A 17,585-nucleotide genomic window follows, 5' to 3' on the forward strand; every position below is an offset into this window, starting at 1 on the left:
TCAGGCGGCCTGCGGCGCGCCGAGCAGATGATCGAGGATACGGCCTTCGAGCCGCGCCAGATCCGGATCCCCGCGCCGGCGCGGGCGCGGCACCTCGACCCGCAGGTCGAGGGCGATGCGTCCGGACTCGACGACGAGGATGCGGTCGGCCAGAGCCACCGCCTCGGCGACGTCGTGGGTGACCAGCAGCGCGGTGAACCCCTGCACCCGCCAGATCCGCTCGATCAGATCCTGCATGTCGATGCGGGTCAGGGCGTCGAGGGCGCCGAGCGGCTCGTCGAGGGCGAGCAGGCCCGGCCGGCTCACCAGCGCCCGGGCCAAAGCCACGCGCTGGCGCTGGCCGCCCGACAGGGTCGCGGGCCATTGCCCGGCCTTCTCGGTGAGGCCGACCTCGGCGAGCGCCGCCAGCGCCCGCTCCCGGCGCCCGGCCCGGGTGCCCTGGCCGGACAGGCCGACCGCGACGTTGTCCACCACCCGGGCCCAGGGCAGGAGGCGCGGCTCCTGGAACATGATCCGCCGGGGCGGCTCGGACCGGCGGGGGTTGCCCTCCGGCCCCTGCAGCTCGATCCGGCCGCCGGTCGGCGTCTCCAGCCCGAGGATCAGGCGCAGCAGGGTGCTCTTGCCGCAGCCGGACCGGCCGACCACCGCGGTGAACCCGCCGGCCGGCAGGAACAGGTTGAGGCCCGCGATGACCGGATGGCCGTCGAAGCTCTTGTGCAGGTCGCGGGCGGTCACGGCGATCCCGCGGGTGGACTCCGCCGCGGACCGCGCCGGTTCCGGGTCTCCGGCCTGCCGGGGGGCGGTCGCTGCGTCGGGAAGCGCCTCGCGGCGGACGGCGTCGAGCAGCATCAGGCGCTCCTGTAGGCGGGGTTCCAGGCGAGGCAGACGCGCTCCAGCTTGCGCGTCAGCGCGTCGGCGAGCTTGCCGAGGGCCGCGTAGATCAGGATCGCCAGCACGACGACGTCGACCAGCATGAACTCGCGCGCCTGCATGGCCATGTAGCCGAGCCCCGAGGAGGCCGAGATCGTCTCGGCGACGATGAGCGTCAGCCACATGATGCCCAGCGCATAGCGCAGGCCGACGAAGATCGACGGCAGGGCGCCGGGCAGCACCACCCTGGTGAACAGCTCGGTGCGGGACATGCCGTAGACGCGGCCCATCTCCACGAGGCCCGGATCCACCGCGCGGATGCCGTGCAGGGTGTTGGCGTAGATCGGGAAGAACACGCCCAGCGCCACCAGGAACAGCTTGGCCTCCTCGCCGATGCCGAACCACAGGATCACCAGCGGGATCAGCGACAGGTGGGGCACGTTGCGGACCATCTGCACCGAGGTGTCGGTGAGCGTCTCCGACAGCCGCGACAGGCCGTTGGCCAGGCCCAGCCCGAAGCCGATGCCGCCGCCGACCACGAAGCCCGCCAGGGCCCGCAGGGTGCTGACCCCGAGATTGGTCCAGAGCTCCCCGGTCCGCCCGGCCTCCCAGCCGGCCCGGACCACGTCGAGGGGCGCCGGCATGAACCGGTTGGAGACGAGGCCCGCCGAGACCGCGGCCTGCCAGCCCAGGAGGATCGCGGCCGGCAGCAGCCAGGGCAGGGCCGTGTCGCGCAGGCGCGCGCGGGTCAGAACAGGCATCAGCGGGTCTCCCCCCGGTTCTCGGCCCGGCGTTCGGGCCGGGTCCAGACCGCGTCGGCGACCCGGACGGGTCTGGGCAGCAGGCCGAGGCCGTGGAAGGCGTCGGCGACCTTCTGCTGGTCGGCCACGGTCGCCGCGTCGAGGGGCGCCACGCCGTAGGACAGGCGGCCCAGCGCGACGCCGAGGATCGGGGCCGGGATGCCCACCGCTTGCGCCAGCTCCGCCGCCACCGCGTCCGCGTGGCCCTCGGCCCAGGCATCGACCGCGCCGATCGCTGTGAGCACGGCCGAGACGATCTCGGGGCTCGCGTCGGTGAAGCCGCGCCGGGACAGGTAGAACTGGCGGTTGGGCGCGAGCCCCTGCCCGTCCGCCAGGACCCGGGCGCCGGTGGCCCGCTCCGCGGCGGCGAGATACGGGTCCCAGATCGCCCAGGCGTCGACCGCGCCGCGCACGAAGGCGGCGTTGGCGTCGGCCGGGGCCAGGAAGGCGAGCCTCACCGCGTCGTAGGGCAGGCCGGCCTTCTCCAGGGCGCGCACCACCAGGACATGGACGTTCGAGCCCTTGTTGAGCGCCAGCGTCCGGCCGCGCAGGTCGGCGAGGCTGCGGATCGGGCTGTCCTTCGGCACCAGGATCGCCTCGCCCCTCGGGGCCGGCGGCTCGGCGGCGACGTAGCGCAGGTCCGGGCTCGCGGCCTGCGCGAAGATCGGCGGGGCCTCCCCGGCCGAGCCGAAATCCACCGCCCCGGCGTTCAGCGCCTCCATCAGCGGCGGCCCGGACGGGAATTCCGACCAGACCACCGCGGTGCCGAGGGGCTGGAGCGCCTGTTCCAGGGTGCCGCGGCCCTTCAGCAGCACGAGGGACCCGTATTTCTGGTAGCCGATCCTTATCGTGCCGCCCGCGGCCCGGGCGGGGCGCAGGGCGCAGGCGGCCGCGAGGCCGAGGCCCGCCGACAGGAGCAGGCGGCGGCTCGGGGCGAGCCCGGCGGACGGCGCCAGGGACAGGGCGCGGGGCGTTCGGTCGGTCATGACTCAGCCGTTGCGGGCGGGGGGCGTCCAGACCGCGTCGGCGATCCGGACCGGTTTCGGGATCAGCTTCAGGGCGTGGAAGCGGTCGGCCACGCGCTGCTGCGCGGCGGCGACGCGGTCGTTCATCGGGCCGATCACGTAGTCGGTCCGGTCCACCGCCCGGCGGGTCGCGGCCAGCGGCACGCCGGTGCCCTGCGACAGGAGCTCGGCGACCGCACCGCGATTCTGCGTGCACCACGCCGCCACCTCGGCAAGGGCCCCGATCACCGCGGCGAGCACCGGGGCGCGGCTCTCCGCGAAGGGCCGGCTCGCCAGGAAGAAGTTGTTCTGCGGGGCGATCTCCGTGGCGGAGGCGAGCACGCGCACCCCCTCCCCCGCCTCGGCGATGGCGAAGTACGGGTCCCAGATCGTCCAGGCGTCGATGCTGCCCCGGGCGAAGGCGGCGGCGGCATCCGCGGGCGCCAGGGTCACCGGCTCGATGTCGGCGTAGCCGAGCCCCGCCTTCTCCAGGGCCGCGATGGTCAGGTTGTGGGCGCTCGACGCCTTGGCGAAGGCGACCCGCTTGCCCTTGAGATCCGCGAGGCCGGTGAGGGTCGAGCCCTTCGGCAGCAGGATCCCGGATCCGGAGCCGCCCGCCTCCTGGGCGGCGGCGTAGACGAGGTTGGACCGCGCCGCCTGCGCGAAGACCGGCGGCGCATCGCCGGTCTGCCCGAAATCGATCCCGTCCAGCGACAGGGCCTCGAGGAGCGGCGGCCCGAAGGAGAACTCGATCCAGCGCACCGTCTGCCCGAGGGGCGCCAGGCGGCGCTCGAGGATCCCCTGCTGCTTGGCGACCACCAGGATGCCGTTCTTCTGGTAGCCGATCCGGAGGAGTCCCGGTTCGGCCGCCCCGGCGCTCCGGGCGGTGGCGAGGCCAGCCGGAAGCGCCAGCAGGCCGGCGAGCAGGGTGCGGCGGTCGAGCATCGCGGGGCTCACTCGGCTGCGGCGAGCGCGACCGGGGCCGAAGCGGCCGCGCGGTGGACGAGGAGCGCGGCGAGCTGCCCGCCCGCCTCCGCGGCGCGGGCCCGCACGCCGGCCTGGGTCAGGACGCCGTCGTCGAAATCCGCGTCCGAGGCGTAGACCGCGGTGGGGATCTGGAGCGCGCCGAAGAAGCCGAAGAGCGGCCGGAAGGCGTGCTCCACCACCAGCGCGTGGCGCAGCCCCCCGCCGGTGGCCACGATGGCCACGGGCTTGCCGGCCAGCGCCCCCGGATCGACCAGGTCGAACAGGTGCTTGAACAGGCCGGTATAGGCGCCCTTGTAGACCGGCGAGCCGACGACGAGCCCGTCCGCCTCCTCGATGGCGTCGAGCACCGCGCGGGCGGGCGGCGGCAGCCGGTCGCGGGTCCAGGCGGCGCCGAGGCCGGAGCCGGCATCGACGAAGTCCAGGATGCGGGCGTCGAGGGCGGCCTGGGCGCTGGCCTCGCGAAGCACCGCGTCGACCAGCGTGCGGGTCTTGGACGGCCGCTGCACGTTCGCGCTCAGCCCGACGAGTCTCGGTCGTGTCATTCTGGCTGCCTTGTGCCTTGCGATGGGCGGGACGGCGAAACGCTCCGGCCGGGACGGACGAAAGGCGGCGCGGCCGGATCTCGGAACGGGCGACTAGAATGGATCGCCCCCTATCCGCAGGTCAATGAAACGGTTTTCCCTATTCGTCGGAGCGAGAAAAATGTTCTCCCCGTAATCCGGCGTCATGGGTGAAGTTTCGTCTCGCTCCGGATGCGGATTTTTCTCGCCGGAGACAGGGCCTGAGCCCGCAGGCCGCCCGGAAAGCCCGACAGATCTCCCGATCCCGGGGCCGGGAGGACGATCATCCCCCGGCGGGGCGACGGCGGGAAAACGCTTCCCCGGGATCCGGAGACCGCCCGCGGTGCCGGCCGTTCGGGCCGCGCGCCGACGGGGCGCCCCGGCCCGCGGCGCGCGCCGGGTTCGGGGGCTGTGCGGTTGCGTGCGGGGAGCCGCGCCCGAAATCCCGCATTGACTTCTAGATTATAGCTGTTCTAATTCGCAACAGAACGGCACGGAGCCGATCTTCACCGGGAGATACGCGACATGGCCAACGCCCATTGCGAGAGCTGCAAGTTCTTCGACGAGCACACCGGCAACGGCGCCGCGCCCCAGGCCGATGCCGGCCTGTGCCGGTTCAACCCGCCGGTCAGCCAGCCGGAGCCGGAATCCAAGGGCCTGTGGCCGGTGGTCACCTCGAGCGACTGGTGCGGCCACTTCACGGCCGAGATGACCGCGGCCGAGTGAGCCTCCGGGGCGCTCCGCGTCTCGGCGCAGGCTGAACGGCCGGGGCCGGCCATCGCGGCTGGCCCCGGCCCGTCTGCGGCGAACGGATGATCCCTCGGAAACGACAGGGCCGCGCGGATCGTCCGCGCGGCCCTGTCGTTTCGTCGGTCCGCGAGCCGGGCGATGCCGGCTCGCGCGGGTCGGCGGCCGTCTCAGAGGCTCCCGGGGCCCTTGGAGAAGCCCGCCAGGGTGAACAGGTCCACCGAGAGCTTCGCGCCGACCACGAAGGCGTCCGGGATCGGCTTCGGCCGGAATGGGAAGCGGGTCTGATCCGGATCGATCACGTATTGCAGGTTCGGCATCAGCCGCACCGCCGGGGTCAGCTGGATGCCGTAGCTCAGCTCCAGGATGGTCTGCAGGGATTCGACGTTGCGGCTGCCGAGCCCATAGGAAGCCCGGGCCGCCCGGATATTGGCTGTGCCCAGGGGCGAGAGGTGCTCCATGGCGAACACGAAGCCGAGGGTGTCGTAGGGCCGGCCCGGGAAGGTGCCGGTCAGCACGGCGCCCCCCTCCAGGAAGTAGTCCTGGGTCTGTCGACCGCCGGTCCCGAACACCGCGGCGCCGAACAGGGACAGGCCCTGGACGCCGTTCGGATCCGGACGCCAGACCATCTGGTCGAAGCGGGCATAGACGGCCGAGCGGCCGAACCGGGTCAGCGGGTCGAGGCCGCTGAACAGCTGGGCCCCCCGACGCATGTCGAGCACCGGATCGCTATAGTCCGACTGGTCGATGATCGCGCCGACGCTGTAGTTGCGCGGCAGAGCGTCGTTGCCAAAATTGGTCGAGTAGCCGACCTCCACCGGCACCACGACTCCGGTGGCGCCGTTGGTCGACCAGTCGATGCCGTTCTGGTTGTCCTGCTGATCGCGGGGATTCACCTCGTAGATGCCGGCATGCACGAACACCTTGTCGGTCACCCAGGCCTTGGCATGGGCGCCCCAGGTGGCGATCGGCCACCAGGTGATGTTCGTCATTTTGAATGCCGATTTCGGCGCACCACAGGTTCCATTGTTCTGAAAATTGCAGTAGAACGGCGAGGCAAGGAAGTTCGGGTTGGCCAAAAGGCGGCCGACCTCGATGTCGAGGCGGTTATCGAACAGTTTCTGCTCGTAGGACAGCGACGAGAGATGCACGGTCTGGCCGCCGCCCCAGATCTCCTGCACGCTGGTGTTGTTGCCGATCAGGTCCCGCGACAGGCTGCGGCCGTGGCGGTCGGTCACGATGGCGTGCATCGAGCCGCCGTCGATCCCGGCGAGGCGGCCGAGGTCGGCGTCGAGGCCGAAGAAGACCTGGCCGGCATAGTCCGAGCCCTGGCGGAGGCCGCCCTTCGGGTTGGCGGCGAACTCGCCCGTGTAGTTCAGGATCGCGGTGATCCCGTGCCCGAGGTCGACGGTGCCGGGCGGCAGCGACGGCGGGGCCGCGGTGGCGCCCTGCGTGATGCCCTCGGCCGCCGCGCTGCTTGGACCGGCCGCGCTCCGTGCCTCACGGATGACCCGCCGCCGGGCGCGGTTCGCCCGGTACTGGGCCTTCTGGGCCGGGCTGGCCTTCGGGCCCGGATTCACCAGGGATGGCCCCCCGTCCGGCGCGGTGGCCACGCCTTGAGCCTCGGCCGAGCGGATGCCGGCCGCCATCGTGGTGCAGAGCGCGAGCGCTGCCCACCGTGCATGCTGTCCTATCATCGTAACTCCCCCTTAACCGCGCGGCCTTCTGGGCTCTGTCGCGTTCGTGTCCCGCAGGGGGGCCCTCCCGGTCAGTCCGTGAAGGCCTCCACGTTGCGGCGCTCGCCACGCAGGAAGGCGTCGGCGGCGTGGATCAGTGGATTGAGGTCGACGTCGCTGGCGCCGGAGCGGACCAGGGCGGCGAACCGGTCGTAGAGGCCGCGATACTCGGCCTCGGGCGGCAGGGGCTGGTCGCGGCCGTTTACGGCCAGAACCGCGCCGCCCTTCGACAGCACGAGTTCCCCGTCCTCGGTCTCGACCCGGATGTCCCAGGTCTGGGGGCCGGTCTGGCGCCAGTCGAACGCGGCCTGGATCGGGGTGCCGTCGGAATCCGTGAAGCGCAGATCGGCGGCGATCGGCGCCTGCCGGTTCTCCGGGACCGACAGGGTCGCGCCGGTGAGGACGAAGGGCGGCAGGATGTGGGTGGCGATCGACAGGGCGTTGATCCCCGGATCGAACACGCCCATGCCGCCCGCCTCCCAGATCCAGTCCTGGTTCGGATGCCAGTGCCGGACATCCTCCAGCCAGGCGATCGACACCGACCGGATCCGGCGGCCCGACAGCCACTGGCGGGCGGGCTCGACCCCGGGGGCGTAGCGGGAGTGCCAGCTCGCGAACAGGCTGACGCCCTGCGCCCGCGCGGCCGCGACCAGGATCCCGACCTCGGCCAGGGTCGCCCCGGGGGGCTTCTCCAGGAAGACGTGAAGCCCCGCCGCGATCCCCGCCCGGGCGGCCTCGAACCGCGCCTGGGTCGGCTGGCACAGGACGAGGGCGTCGAGGTCGTGCCGCGCGGCCAGCATCGCGTCCAGCGTCCGGTAGCTCGGCACCCCGTCGAGGCCGCCCTGGCGGCTCGCCACCGCCGCCAGGGCGTAGTCCGGGGAGGCGGCGATGACCGGAAGATGCTGGTCGCGGGCGATCTTGCCGACGCCCACCAGCCCGATGCGGATCGGCTGCGCCATCTCAGAGCTCCCGCGCGCAGGGTGCGGTCGCCGGGACGCCGCGCACCCGCCGCGCCAAGCCTTCGGCGCCCGAAGCGCCGCTTTGCGGCCCGTCCGGCTTCCGAACCTGAAGGCGTGATCGACCCATCCCGATGTCCTCCGAGGGCGGCCTCTGCGGGCCGCCCCGATGCGCGGCCGAGGCCGGCCGCGCGCCTGTGCGTGACCTGCGCCTGTCCTTCAGCCGCCGGGCTGTGGTTCGAGGGCGCCGTCGATCCGGCGCACGAGATGCCAGGGATTGTCCGGGCGCAGGGGCGGCGGCAGGAGCGCCGCGGGCAGGTCCTGGTAGCAGACCGGGCGCAGGAACCGCTCGATCGCCAGGGTGCCGACCGAGGTGCTGCGCCCGTCCGACGTCGCCGGGAAGGGACCGCCATGCACCATCGCGGGGGCCACCTCCACGCCGGTCGGCCAGCCGTTGGCGAGGATCCGGCCGGCCTTGCGGGCCAGCAGCGGCACGAGCCCGGCCGCGAGGGGCTCGTCCGCGGGGTCGAGCTGCAGGGTCGCGGTGAGCTGCCCCCCGAGGGATTCGATCACCCGGGCGACCTCCGCGATGTCGGCGGCCGCCACCAGGATCGCCGCGGGTCCGAACATCTCCTCGGCCAGGGTCGGATCCGCCAGGACCCGGCTGGCCTGCGTGCGCAGCAGGGCGGCGGGGGCGCCCCCCGGTCCGGCCGCCGTCCCGCGGGCCGCCACCGTCACCCCCGGGCGCTCCGCCATCGCGGCGACGGCGCCCTCGAACCGCGCCCGGATGTCGGCCGTGAGCATGGTGTGCGGCGCGCTCGCCCGGATCGCCGCCCCGGCGGCCTCCGCGAAGGCGTCGAGCTCCGGCCCCGCGATCCCGATCAGCAGGCCCGGATTGGTGCAGAACTGCCCCGCCGCCAGGGTCAGGGACTGGACGAAGCCCGCCGCCAGGGCCGCGCCCCGGTCCCGCAGGGCGGCGGGGAGGAGCAGGACGGGATTGACCGCGCTCATCTCGGCATAGACCGGGATCGGCTCCGCCCGGCCGGCCGCCACCCGCATCAGCGCCAGCCCGCCCCCGCGGGACCCGGTGAAGCCCACGGCCTTGATCCGGGGATCCGCCACCAGGGCCGCGCCGAGGGCGTTCGACGGCCCCGGCAGATAGGAGAACACGCCCGGGTGCAGGGCGCAGTCCGCCGCCGCGCCGCGTACGGCCCGGGCGACCAGCTCCCCGGTCCCGGGATGGGCCGGGTGGCCCTTGACCACCACCGGGCAGCCCGCCGCCAGGGCCGAGGCGGTGTCGCCGCCAGCCACCGAGAAGGCCAGCGGGAAGTTGCTCGCCCCGAACACCGCCACCGGACCCAGGGCGACGTGGCGGCGGCGCAGGTCCGGCCGGGGCAGCGGCTGGCGCTTGTGCTGCGCCGGATCGATCGTTGCCTGGACCCAGCTGCCCGACCGGACCAGCGCGGCGAACATCCGGAGCTGCCCGACCGTACGGGCCCGCTCGCCCTCCAGCCGTGCGCGGGGCAGCCCGGTCTCCGCCGTCGCCCGCGCGATCAGGGTTTCGCCGAGGTCGGCGATGCGAGCGGCCACCGCCTCGAGGAAGCCGGCCCGCGCCGCGGGATCGGTCTCCGAGAAACTCGGGAACGCGGCCTCCGCCAGGGCGCAGGCCGCCGCGACCTCTTCGGCGCCCGCCGACGCGAAGGCCGGTTCCAGGGCCGCGCCGGTCGCGGGATCGGCGGCCCGGAACGTCTCGGCCGTCGTCACATCCGTTGCGCCGACCAGGACGCTGCCCCGGATCGTCGCGTCGCTGGCGGGTTCTTTACTCATACAAATAAGCTAGATCAGATTCCTCTGGGCCGCAAGAGTTCCGGTCCCTTTGCTTATAGGTGTCGACGCTTGCACTCGTACAACTTCCAGATACGATCCCGGCGTTCCTGGCCCGTCCCGGTGGCTCGGACCGGAGGCCATGGGTGAGACAGGATCGCGGATACGAGGATGTCAGGCTCCCGCTCGCGTCGGATTCGCGGCGCATCCACGGCTCGGTGGCGCGCGACCTCGGTGCGGCGATCCTGGCGGGGCGCTATGCGCCGGGCGACGTCCTGCCCGGGGAGATCGAGTTCTCGGAGCAGCTCAAGGTTTCGCGCACCGCCTATCGCGAGGCGATCCGGATCTTGAGCGCAAAGGGGCTGGTGGAGAGCCGCCCGCGCACCGGGACGCGGGTGAGCCAGCGCAGCCGCTGGAACCTGCTCGATCCCGATATCCTGGCCTGGGCCTTCGAGTCGGAGCCGAGCGAGACCTTCATCCGCGACCTGTTCGAGCTGCGGATGATCGTCGAGCCGGCCGCGGCGGCGCTCGCCGCGGCCCGGCGTTCGGGCCTCGACATCGCCCGGATGGGCCATGCCCTCGAGGAGATGGGCCGCCACGGCCTCACGACGGAGGCCGGCCGGGCCGCCGACCAGGCCTTCCACACCGCGATCCTGGAGGCCGCCCGCAACGGCCCGCTGATCGCCCTGTCGAGTTCCATCGCGGCGGCCGTGACGTGGACGACGATCTTCAAGCATCGCCGCCAGGGCCTGCCCCGGGATCCGATGCCCGACCACCGGGTCCTCTACGAGGCGATCGTGGCGGGCGACCCGGAGGCCGCCCGCGGGACGATGACCGATCTGGTCCGCCTCGCCCTCGCCGACACCGAGACGGCGCTGCGGCCTTAAGAGTCCGGGATCCCAAAGGGCGAGCCCTTGGGCGGGGCATCGGGCAGAAACCCGAGTCCTTTGAACCCGATATCGGGCTTCGCCCGAACCCAGCGGGCTCCGCCCTGCACCCGCGAAAGGTCCCGGACCTTTCGAATCCGATCAGTGGTTGTCGCGCGGCAGGCCGCTGGTCTGCGCGATCCGCTGGAAGCGCTCGGCGCCCTCCAGGATCGCGCCCGTATGCATCTGCCCCACCGCGGCGCGCTGCATCGCCTGCCAGGGGGTCTGCGAGGCCGGGTAGGCGTAGCCGCCGGCCTCCTCCAGGGCGCGGCGGCGGCGGGCGAGTTCGTCCGCGTCGACCAGCATGTCGGCGGTGCCGCGGCGCAGGTCCACCCGCACCCGGTCGCCGGTCCGCAGCAGCGCGAGGCCGCCGCCGGCCGCCGCCTCCGGGGAGGCGTTGAGGATCGACGGCGAGGCCGAGGTGCCGGACTGGCGCCCGTCGCCGAGGCAGGGCAGCGCGTGGATTCCGGCCCGGATCAGATCCGCGGGCGGGCGCATGTTCACCACCTCGGCGGCCCCGGGATAGCCCACCGGCCCGGCGCCCCGCATCACCAGCAGGGTCTCCGCTGTGATGCCGAGGCTCGGATCGTCGATCCGGTGGTGGTAATCCTCGGGCCCGTCGAACACCACGACCGGACCCTCGAAGGCGTCCGGATCCTCCGGGTTCGACAGGTAGCGGTTGCGGAACTCCTCCCCGATCACGCTGGTCTTCATCACCGCGGCCTCGAACAGGTTGCCGCGCAGCACCAGGAAGCCGGCCGATTCCATAAGGGGGGTGTCGATCGGCCGGATCACGTCCGCGTCCTCGATCGTCGCGCCGCGGCAATTCTCGCCGATGGTGCGCCCGTTCACCGTCAGGGCGCCCTCGCGGATCAGGCCGCGGCTCATGAGCTGCGCCACCACCGCCGGAAGGCTGCCGGCGCGGTAGTAATCCTCGCCGAGATAGGCGCCGGCCGGCTGCAGGTTCACGAGCAGCGGCACGTCGAGCCCGTAGGTCTGCCAGTCGGCGATGTCGAGTTCGACCCCCATGTGCCGGGCGATCGCCGCCAGGTGGATCGGCGCGTTGGTCGAGCCGCCGATCGCCGAATTGACCACGATGGCGTTGAGGAAGGCGTCGCGGGTCAGGATCTCGGAGGGCTTCAGGTCCTCGGCCACCATCGCGACGATGCGCTTGCCGGTCAGGTAGGCGACCTCCTGCCGGTCGCGGTAGGGGGCGGGGATCGCCGCCGAGCCGGGCAGCATCATGCCCAGGGCCTCGGCGAGGGTGTTCATGGTCGTGGCCGTGCCCATCGTGTTGCAGAAGCCGGTGGAGGGCGCCGACGAGGTGACCAGCTTGATGAAGCCCTCGTGGTCGATCTCGCCCGCCGCCAGCATCTCGCGCGCCCGCCACACGATGGTGCCGGAGCCGGTGCGCTGGCCCTTGAACCAGCCGTTCAGCATCGGCCCCACCGAGAGCGCGATGGCCGGGATGTTCACGGTGGCGGCCGCCATCAGGCAGGCCGGGGTGGTCTTGTCGCAGCCCGTGGTCAGCACCACCCCGTCCAGCGGATAGCCGTAGAGCAGCTCCACGAGGCCGAGATAGGCGAGGTTGCGGTCGAGGCCCGCGGTCGGCCGCTTGCCGGTCTCCTGGATCGGGTGGACCGGGAATTCCAGCACGATGCCGCCGGCCTCGCGGATGCCCTCGCGGATCCGCTCCGCGAGGACGAGGTGGTGCCGATTGCACGGCGACAGGTCGGACCCGGTCTGGGCGATGCCGATGATCGGCTTGCCCGAGCGCAGCTCCTCCAGGCTGAGGCCGAAGTTCAGGTAGCGCTCCAGGTAGAGCGCCGTCATGTCGATGTTGTCGGGGTTGTCGAACCAGGCGCGCGAGCGCAGGGGGCGTGCAATCGGTCGGTCGGTCATTGGCGGGTCCGGTGAGCGGGGCTGGTCGAGAAGCGGTAGGTGATCACGTTCCGGTAGGTCTGGCCGGGGTCGAGCCGGGCGGACCCGAAGGCCGGCTGGTTCGGCGTGTCGGGGAAGAGTTCCGGCTCAAGGGCGAGGGCGTCCGACTGCCGGTAGGCGAGGCCGGATTTGCCCACCGCGGTCGCGTCGAGGAAGTTTCCGGCGTAAAACTGCACCCCCGGCTGGGTGCTGGCAATCTCCAGCACCCGGCCGGATCCCGGTTCCTCCACCCGCGCCACGAGGTGCGGCTCGGCGGTGGGGGCGCCGGTCACCACCCAGTTGTGGTCGTAGCCGCGCCCGCGGGCGATCTGGACGTCCCGGCCGTCGCGGATGCGCGCGCCGATCACCGCAGGCTTGCGGAAGTCGAAGGGCGTGCCCGCCACCGGCAGGTGCTCCCCGGTGGGGATCAGGGTGGCGTCGACCGGCGTGTAGCGCTCCGCCGGGATGGTCAGCGTCTGGTCCAGGATCGACCGGCCCGAGCCCTCCCCCGCGAGGTTGAAGAAGCTGTGGTTGGTCAGGTTGACGATCGTCGGCTTGTCGGTGGTGGCCTCGTAGGTGACCGTGAGGGTGTTCGTGTCGTCCAGCCTGTAGGTGGCGGTCGCCGTCAGCGTGCCGGGATAGCCCTCCTCGCCGTCCGGGCTGACGTAGCGCAGGGTGACCGACGGGGCCGCGCCGCCGGTCACGCCGGTGATGGTCCAGAGCCGCTTGTCGAAGCCGGCCGCGCCGCCGTGCAGGGCGTTCGGGCCGTCGTTGGTGGCCAGCGTGTAGGCCTGCCCGTCCAGGGTGAAGCGGCCCGCCCGGATGCGGTTGGCGTAGCGCCCGACGCTCACGCCGAAATAGTTGGGCTTGGCCAGGTAGCCGGCGAGGTCGTTGTAGCCGAGCACCACGTCCGCCGGTTTGCCCGCGCGATCCGGCACGTCGAGACACCGCAGGAGCGCCCCCCAGGAGAGGATCCGGGCGGTGACCCCCTTCCCGTTGGTCAGCGTCACTTCCTCCACCGTCCGCCCGTCCGGGAGCGTGCCGAACACGGTCCTGGACGGCGCCCCGGCCTGAGCCAGGGCCGGGATGGCTACACCGGCGCACACGGCCACGAGTCCGACTCCACGCATCGCTTCCTCCCCTGTTGTGGATCCCCCGTCCCGGCGATCATGCGCCGGTTCGCGACGGGGGCCGCGGTTGATCTCCGCGAATCCGATCATATACTCCTACAAATAAAATGGACAACACGGCGCCCCGACAGACCGCAACGTCGCCGTTGGCGCTCTCCGCCGCGACGGGCCGGTCAGGGCTTTTCTCAATATGGCGGTCGCGCCCCGCTGCGCGTCCCGAGCCGCCGGGCCCTCTCTCAGTCGGTCTTGCTGAAGGCCAGGATCCGATCGGCGCGGGCGTCGCTGGAGCGATTGCCCGGTTCCTGCAAGACCGCGGAAGAGATCTGCTTCATGGCATCCGGATCTCGGGCCTCGTACCGGCCATCGTACAACCCTGGGGCCGGAGGTATCGTATCCGGCCGCGCCGACGAGAGGACCATCGGTGAACGTACGGGTGTGGTGGGGCCGCCCATGCCGAGGCCTCCGGTGACGAGCCTCGATGGGCCTGCGACCGATACGATGCGGGGCAATCCAGCCCGAGGCTTGCGGGGTGTCGCTGCCGGGGCAGGCTGAGGATGCCGCATCGCCCCGTCCAGGTCTCGTCCGCAGCTGCGATGGTCGGGCGCGTCGGCGCTGTCCCGGTTGACGCCCGCGACACCGGGCGATACTCGGACAAATGAGCGGAGCCAAGCTGGCCCTGGGCAAGCGGGCCCGGGGTAAGGCGGCCCGCCGAGAGAGGAACCGCTCGATGGCAGCACCCATCGCGAGCGCCGGGCCGGCTGCAGCCGGGACCGGCGCGCAGGAGCAGGTGAGCGCCCGCCCGGCCCTGTCGCTGCTGGCCAGCCTGTTCTTCATGTGGGGCTTCATCACGGTCATCAACAACACCCTGCTGCCGCACCTGCGCAGCGTGTTCGACCTCGACTACACCCAGACCACCCTGATCGAGTCGGTCTGGTTCATCGCCTATTTCGTCGCCTCGATGCCCGCGGCGGCGCTGATCGCCCGCGTCGGCTATCAGCGCGCCCTGGTGATCGGCCTCGGCATCATGGCGGCCGGCACCCTCGGCATGGTGCTGGCGTCCCACCGGGTCTCCTTCGCGATCACGCTCACGGCTCTGTTCGTGATCGCGAGCGGCATCACCCTGCTCCAGGTCGCCGCCAACCCCTACGTGGCGGTGGTCGGCCCTCCGGAGAGCGCCCCGGCGCGGCTGAACCTCGTCCAGGCCTTCAATTCCCTCGGCACCACCCTGGCGCCGCTGTTCGGCGGCTACCTGATCCCCGGATATTTAGACTAAAAATCAATTTAATCAGGCGCTTATCTTTTGGTTTTGGGCGTCTACCCACATCTTAGCCCATGCTGATTTGGCGACTTCATAGGTACGGTTTAGGACTGATCCGCCCGCACGGGATGCACGAGCGGCGTTCGTGAGAGGGCGCGCCAAGTTTCGTGCAGCCAGCGCAGGCTCGAACTTGGCCCCAACCCTGATCAGTTTTGAGCAAGTACTCGCTGCCCTTGCCAGGACTTGCTCCCTAGTGAACCATCGTCGGCGGCGCGAATCAGCGCGCTTTGTTGAGGTGCTCCCATGCGATTTGCGCTTCTTACTAGTTTGGTCCTGATGGCGATCGGCGCAGTCGGGTCATCAAGTGCCATTGCGATGAGTTGTAACGAACGTAACAAAGAATGTTTTAACTTCTGCGAGACCAATTTCGCGAAGAAGCCTGCTTGCACGTCGCAATGCGCAGATGCTATGCCGAAGTGCATGCAGGATGGGTGCTGGAGCACCAAGATGTCCAACAAATGCGGTTACACAAAGAATTGACCAGTTGGGCCCATTGCTTGAGTAAAGCTCGTGTCCTGCCGCACGCTCTTTGCATCCGTTATGAGGTTAGCGGCTGCGGGCGCTTCGCTGACCTCCACGCTCGCCTTAAAGCTGTCTAAGCCGACTAGGCCAAACGGCGGGCGTGGCTGCACGGTTCTTGCCTCGGTAGCGGCGTCGGTTTGGTCCCACCGACCTCCACGCCCGTCCTGCTATCTCAGCTTCACAAGGACGGGCGTGGATGCTCGGGATCGGCCTACCCAACAGGCGGCGTCAGGATCGCTTGCTCACGCGCCTCGAAGTCCGGCTCGTCACCGAAGCCGAGGAAGCCGGCAGGCAGCTCGGTACGGGTCAGCGACAGGATCGCCCGAGCCGTGGTGGCCAGCTTGTCCTCATTCTCCAGGCATCAGTGCGATAGCGCGCCCTCGACCTCGAAGGCGGCTGCGAGCCAGACTACCGCGAGCCCGGCCATTGTGCGTGGCGCAGGCAGGCCTAGTACCTCACTGAGGAGACGTCTCAGCACGTTGTCGACGGCCAGGGCTGCCTTGTAGCGCTCGGCGTCTGGATCCTCGACCTCGAACACCCAGCGCACGGCCATGGCGGCGGCGTGTGCGGCGATTAGGCGATCCTGGTGCGGCAGGTGCGGATCCTGAGCGCCATGGCCGATGTGAGCCTCAAGGCGCTGGCGCAAAGCCGCTGCGCGCTTGGCCAGGGTGGCTGGTGTGGCGGGACCGCTGGCGTCGGCCTCAGCGAAGTGCCGGCTTAGCCCGTTCTCGATGGCCGCGATGGCCTGATCGGCGGGATCGGCTGCCCGCATCGCACGGATTGCGTGGGTGACGGGGCCCGGCTGATAGCTGCCGGACAGAGGTAATAAGGGCGTGCGTGTGCTATGGGCGTGGGTAGCCATTGACGTAGCTCCAGTGCGTGGATGGTCAGGCCCGGCTGAAAATCTCACCTTCCTGTCGGGCCGCTTTCTTGGCACCATGGATCTTATGGGCACGCAAGAAACTTTGACACCAAAGAAACGCCGTGGCCCTAAGCCAACGGGCCAGGGCGAGCCGGTCACCGTTCGGTTGCATCCCGAACATACCGCCCCCCTCGATGCCCTGATCGACGCTCGACCGGATCCAAAGCCATCGCGGCCGGATATCCTTCGTGAAGCCCTCACCGAGCACCTGAAGGCGAAGGGCTATCTTAAATGAGGCTGACCCGGGCCCAAATGATGATGGGCGTCATCGTCGTGGCAGCCGGCGCCGTGAATATCCTTAACGGGATTGGCTACGAACATCCGCAGGTGATGGTTCTAACAGCCGGCCTCACGGCCGTAGGTTTGGTCGCCGCGGTTTTTCGCTGATCTCATTCGCCCGCGTGCGAACTTCATCGCAACAGTTGCGCCAGTGCATCGCTCACGGATCTGTTACTCCCAGCAACACCCAGGAAATGAACGCCGATCAGCTTCGGGCCAAGGGAGTTGACCGATGCAGAATGAAATCCAGAAAGCCCGCAGCCGTGCCATCGACCGCGCTTTGCTCGTTGCGGCTCTCATCTCACTCGGCTTCGGCATGGTTACGATGGTGAGCGGGCTGTTGAGGTAGGCAGGGCAGTCGAAGTCGATCCCGCACGCTCTACATGGCTCGCATGCCCACGCTCGGCCTCACGCTCCCGCTCCGCATCTGCATCCTCGATGACGCGGCCTGCGTCGAGGATGCCAACGGCCGGCGTACCGGTTTCGTGGCGTGGTCAGACGGTAGTGGCGACGAGGGCGATGAACCGTTCACCCGGGCCGAGGCCATCGAGCAGGTCCGTCTAATCGCAAGCGCCTGGGCTGCCGCACTGGTCAGCGGGGGTACCCTCGATACCGGCCCTGCACCCGAGGCGGGTGCTGCAGCCGCCGAACCCTCGCCGAAAGAGTGAAGCCGACGCCGTCATCTTCATCGAGGAGAACGGCGAGGGGCCGAGATCCGCTTTCGAGAGCGGAAGGGGTGAGCGTTTCCGCGGCCGATATCGAGTAGCGGTGCGCCCTCTCTTCTGGAACACGCGACCAGATGTGCAGGTTCGAACCCCATGGCACGCCGCGTTGGCGAGTCGACGACGACTAGGATACTGCTATGGCTACCGGCACTGTGAAGTGGTTCAACGAGACCAAGGGCTACGGCTTCATCCAGCCCGATGACGGCGGCGGCAGAGACGTGTTCGTCCACATCTCGGCTGTCGAGCGCGCCGGCATGCGCAACCTGATCGAGGGGCAGAAGATCTCCTACGATGTCGAGGCCGACCGGCGTAGCGGCAAGGAGAGCGCCGCGAACCTGAAGACGGCTTGACCGTAACAG

The 17,585-nt window shown here is 70.7% G+C and carries 17 protein-coding genes; 6 read left to right on the plus strand and 11 right to left on the minus strand.

Annotated features, from left to right (window positions below):
* Genes AC3IF3_RS25285 through msuE form a run of 5 tightly spaced genes read right to left on the minus strand, consistent with a single transcriptional unit; the run spans window position 1 to window position 4,203 of the window.
* Window positions 1-849 carry an ABC transporter ATP-binding protein gene (locus AC3IF3_RS25285; RefSeq protein ID WP_489230728.1) on the minus strand — a complete coding sequence of 283 codons (849 nt, stop codon included), beginning with the start codon at window positions 847-849 and terminating at the stop codon, window positions 1-3.
* Complete coding sequence (ssuC, locus tag AC3IF3_RS25290; protein WP_243969505.1) at window positions 849-1,631, minus strand: aliphatic sulfonate ABC transporter permease SsuC; 783 nt, start codon at window positions 1,629-1,631, stop codon at window positions 849-851. The genes AC3IF3_RS25285 and ssuC overlap by 1 nt, the downstream gene beginning before the upstream one ends.
* The gene (locus tag AC3IF3_RS25295) at window positions 1,631-2,656 is read right to left on the minus strand and encodes a sulfonate ABC transporter substrate-binding protein (RefSeq protein WP_489218743.1); all 1,026 of its coding nucleotides are present in this window, start codon (window positions 2,654-2,656) and stop codon (window positions 1,631-1,633) included. Before AC3IF3_RS25295 ends, ssuC begins: the two co-directional genes overlap by 1 nt.
* Window positions 2,657-2,659: 3 nt before the next feature.
* Window positions 2,660-3,619 (minus strand): aliphatic sulfonate ABC transporter substrate-binding protein, encoded by a 960-nt coding sequence (locus tag AC3IF3_RS25300; protein ID WP_489230729.1) that lies wholly within the window; start codon window positions 3,617-3,619, stop codon window positions 2,660-2,662.
* An 8-nt stretch (window positions 3,620-3,627) separates the two neighbouring features.
* Entirely contained in the window at window positions 3,628-4,203 is a 576-nt protein-coding gene (msuE, locus tag AC3IF3_RS25305) for an FMN reductase (protein ID WP_243969500.1), read from the minus strand.
* A gap of 543 nt (window positions 4,204-4,746) precedes the next feature.
* On the opposite strand from msuE, the gene AC3IF3_RS25310 reads away from it, so the two are divergent.
* A complete protein-coding gene (locus tag AC3IF3_RS25310) occupies window positions 4,747-4,947 on the plus strand; it encodes a hypothetical protein (RefSeq protein WP_243969498.1) in 201 nt (66 codons plus the stop codon).
* A 191-nt stretch (window positions 4,948-5,138) separates the two neighbouring features.
* Here AC3IF3_RS25310 and AC3IF3_RS25315 read toward each other — a convergent pair whose 3' ends face one another.
* The 3 genes from AC3IF3_RS25315 to AC3IF3_RS25325 all read right to left on the minus strand — a co-directional run bounded on the left by AC3IF3_RS25315 (window position 5,139) and on the right by AC3IF3_RS25325 (window position 9,487).
* Complete coding sequence (locus tag AC3IF3_RS25315; RefSeq protein ID WP_489230730.1) at window positions 5,139-6,665, minus strand: carbohydrate porin; 1,527 nt, start codon at window positions 6,663-6,665, stop codon at window positions 5,139-5,141.
* Window positions 6,666-6,736: 71 nt separating this feature from the next.
* Window positions 6,737-7,663: a Gfo/Idh/MocA family protein gene (locus AC3IF3_RS25320; protein ID WP_243968266.1), complete on the minus strand. Its 927-nt coding sequence runs from the start codon at window positions 7,661-7,663 to the stop codon at window positions 6,737-6,739.
* A 216-nt stretch (window positions 7,664-7,879) separates the two neighbouring features.
* Window positions 7,880-9,487 (minus strand): aldehyde dehydrogenase (NADP(+)), encoded by a 1,608-nt coding sequence (locus AC3IF3_RS25325; RefSeq protein WP_489230731.1) that lies wholly within the window; start codon window positions 9,485-9,487, stop codon window positions 7,880-7,882.
* A gap of 143 nt (window positions 9,488-9,630) precedes the next feature.
* Here AC3IF3_RS25325 and AC3IF3_RS25330 point away from each other — a divergent pair, with 143 nt between their 5' ends.
* Entirely contained in the window at window positions 9,631-10,371 is a 741-nt protein-coding gene (locus AC3IF3_RS25330) for a FadR/GntR family transcriptional regulator (RefSeq protein ID WP_243968264.1), read from the plus strand.
* A gap of 141 nt (window positions 10,372-10,512) precedes the next feature.
* Here AC3IF3_RS25330 and AC3IF3_RS25335 read toward each other — a convergent pair whose 3' ends face one another.
* Window positions 10,513-12,312, minus strand: a complete 1,800-nt coding sequence (locus AC3IF3_RS25335) for an IlvD/Edd family dehydratase (protein WP_489218750.1) — start codon at window positions 12,310-12,312, stop codon at window positions 10,513-10,515.
* Window positions 12,309-13,460, minus strand: coding sequence for an aldose epimerase family protein (locus AC3IF3_RS25340; protein WP_489230733.1), 1,152 nt, complete (start codon window positions 13,458-13,460; stop codon window positions 12,309-12,311). The genes AC3IF3_RS25335 and AC3IF3_RS25340 overlap by 4 nt, the downstream gene beginning before the upstream one ends.
* Before the next feature lie 727 nt (window positions 13,461-14,187).
* On the opposite strand from AC3IF3_RS25340, the gene AC3IF3_RS25345 reads away from it, so the two are divergent.
* Window positions 14,188-14,733: an MFS transporter gene (locus tag AC3IF3_RS25345; protein ID WP_489230734.1), complete on the plus strand. Its 546-nt coding sequence runs from the start codon at window positions 14,188-14,190 to the stop codon at window positions 14,731-14,733.
* Window positions 14,734-15,661: 928 nt separating this feature from the next.
* Here AC3IF3_RS25345 and AC3IF3_RS25350 read toward each other — a convergent pair.
* On the minus strand, window positions 15,662-16,162 hold the full coding sequence (locus AC3IF3_RS25350) for a hypothetical protein (RefSeq protein WP_489230735.1): 501 nt from the start codon (window positions 16,160-16,162) through the stop codon (window positions 15,662-15,664).
* A gap of 291 nt (window positions 16,163-16,453) precedes the next feature.
* On the opposite strand from AC3IF3_RS25350, the gene AC3IF3_RS25355 reads away from it, so the two are divergent.
* The 3 genes from AC3IF3_RS25355 (at window position 16,454) to AC3IF3_RS25365 (ending at window position 17,576) form a co-directional block, all read left to right on the plus strand.
* Window positions 16,454-16,609, plus strand: a complete 156-nt coding sequence (locus tag AC3IF3_RS25355; protein WP_489230736.1) for a hypothetical protein — start codon at window positions 16,454-16,456, stop codon at window positions 16,607-16,609.
* Window positions 16,610-16,884: 275 nt separating this feature from the next.
* Window positions 16,885-17,169, plus strand: a complete 285-nt coding sequence (locus AC3IF3_RS25360; RefSeq protein WP_489230737.1) for a hypothetical protein — start codon at window positions 16,885-16,887, stop codon at window positions 17,167-17,169.
* A 194-nt stretch (window positions 17,170-17,363) separates the two neighbouring features.
* Window positions 17,364-17,576, plus strand: a complete 213-nt coding sequence (locus tag AC3IF3_RS25365) for a cold-shock protein (RefSeq protein ID WP_489230738.1) — start codon at window positions 17,364-17,366, stop codon at window positions 17,574-17,576.
* Window positions 17,577-17,585: the final 9 nt, after the last annotated feature.

It is taken from the genome of Methylobacterium sp. J-118 (assembly GCF_057836565.1).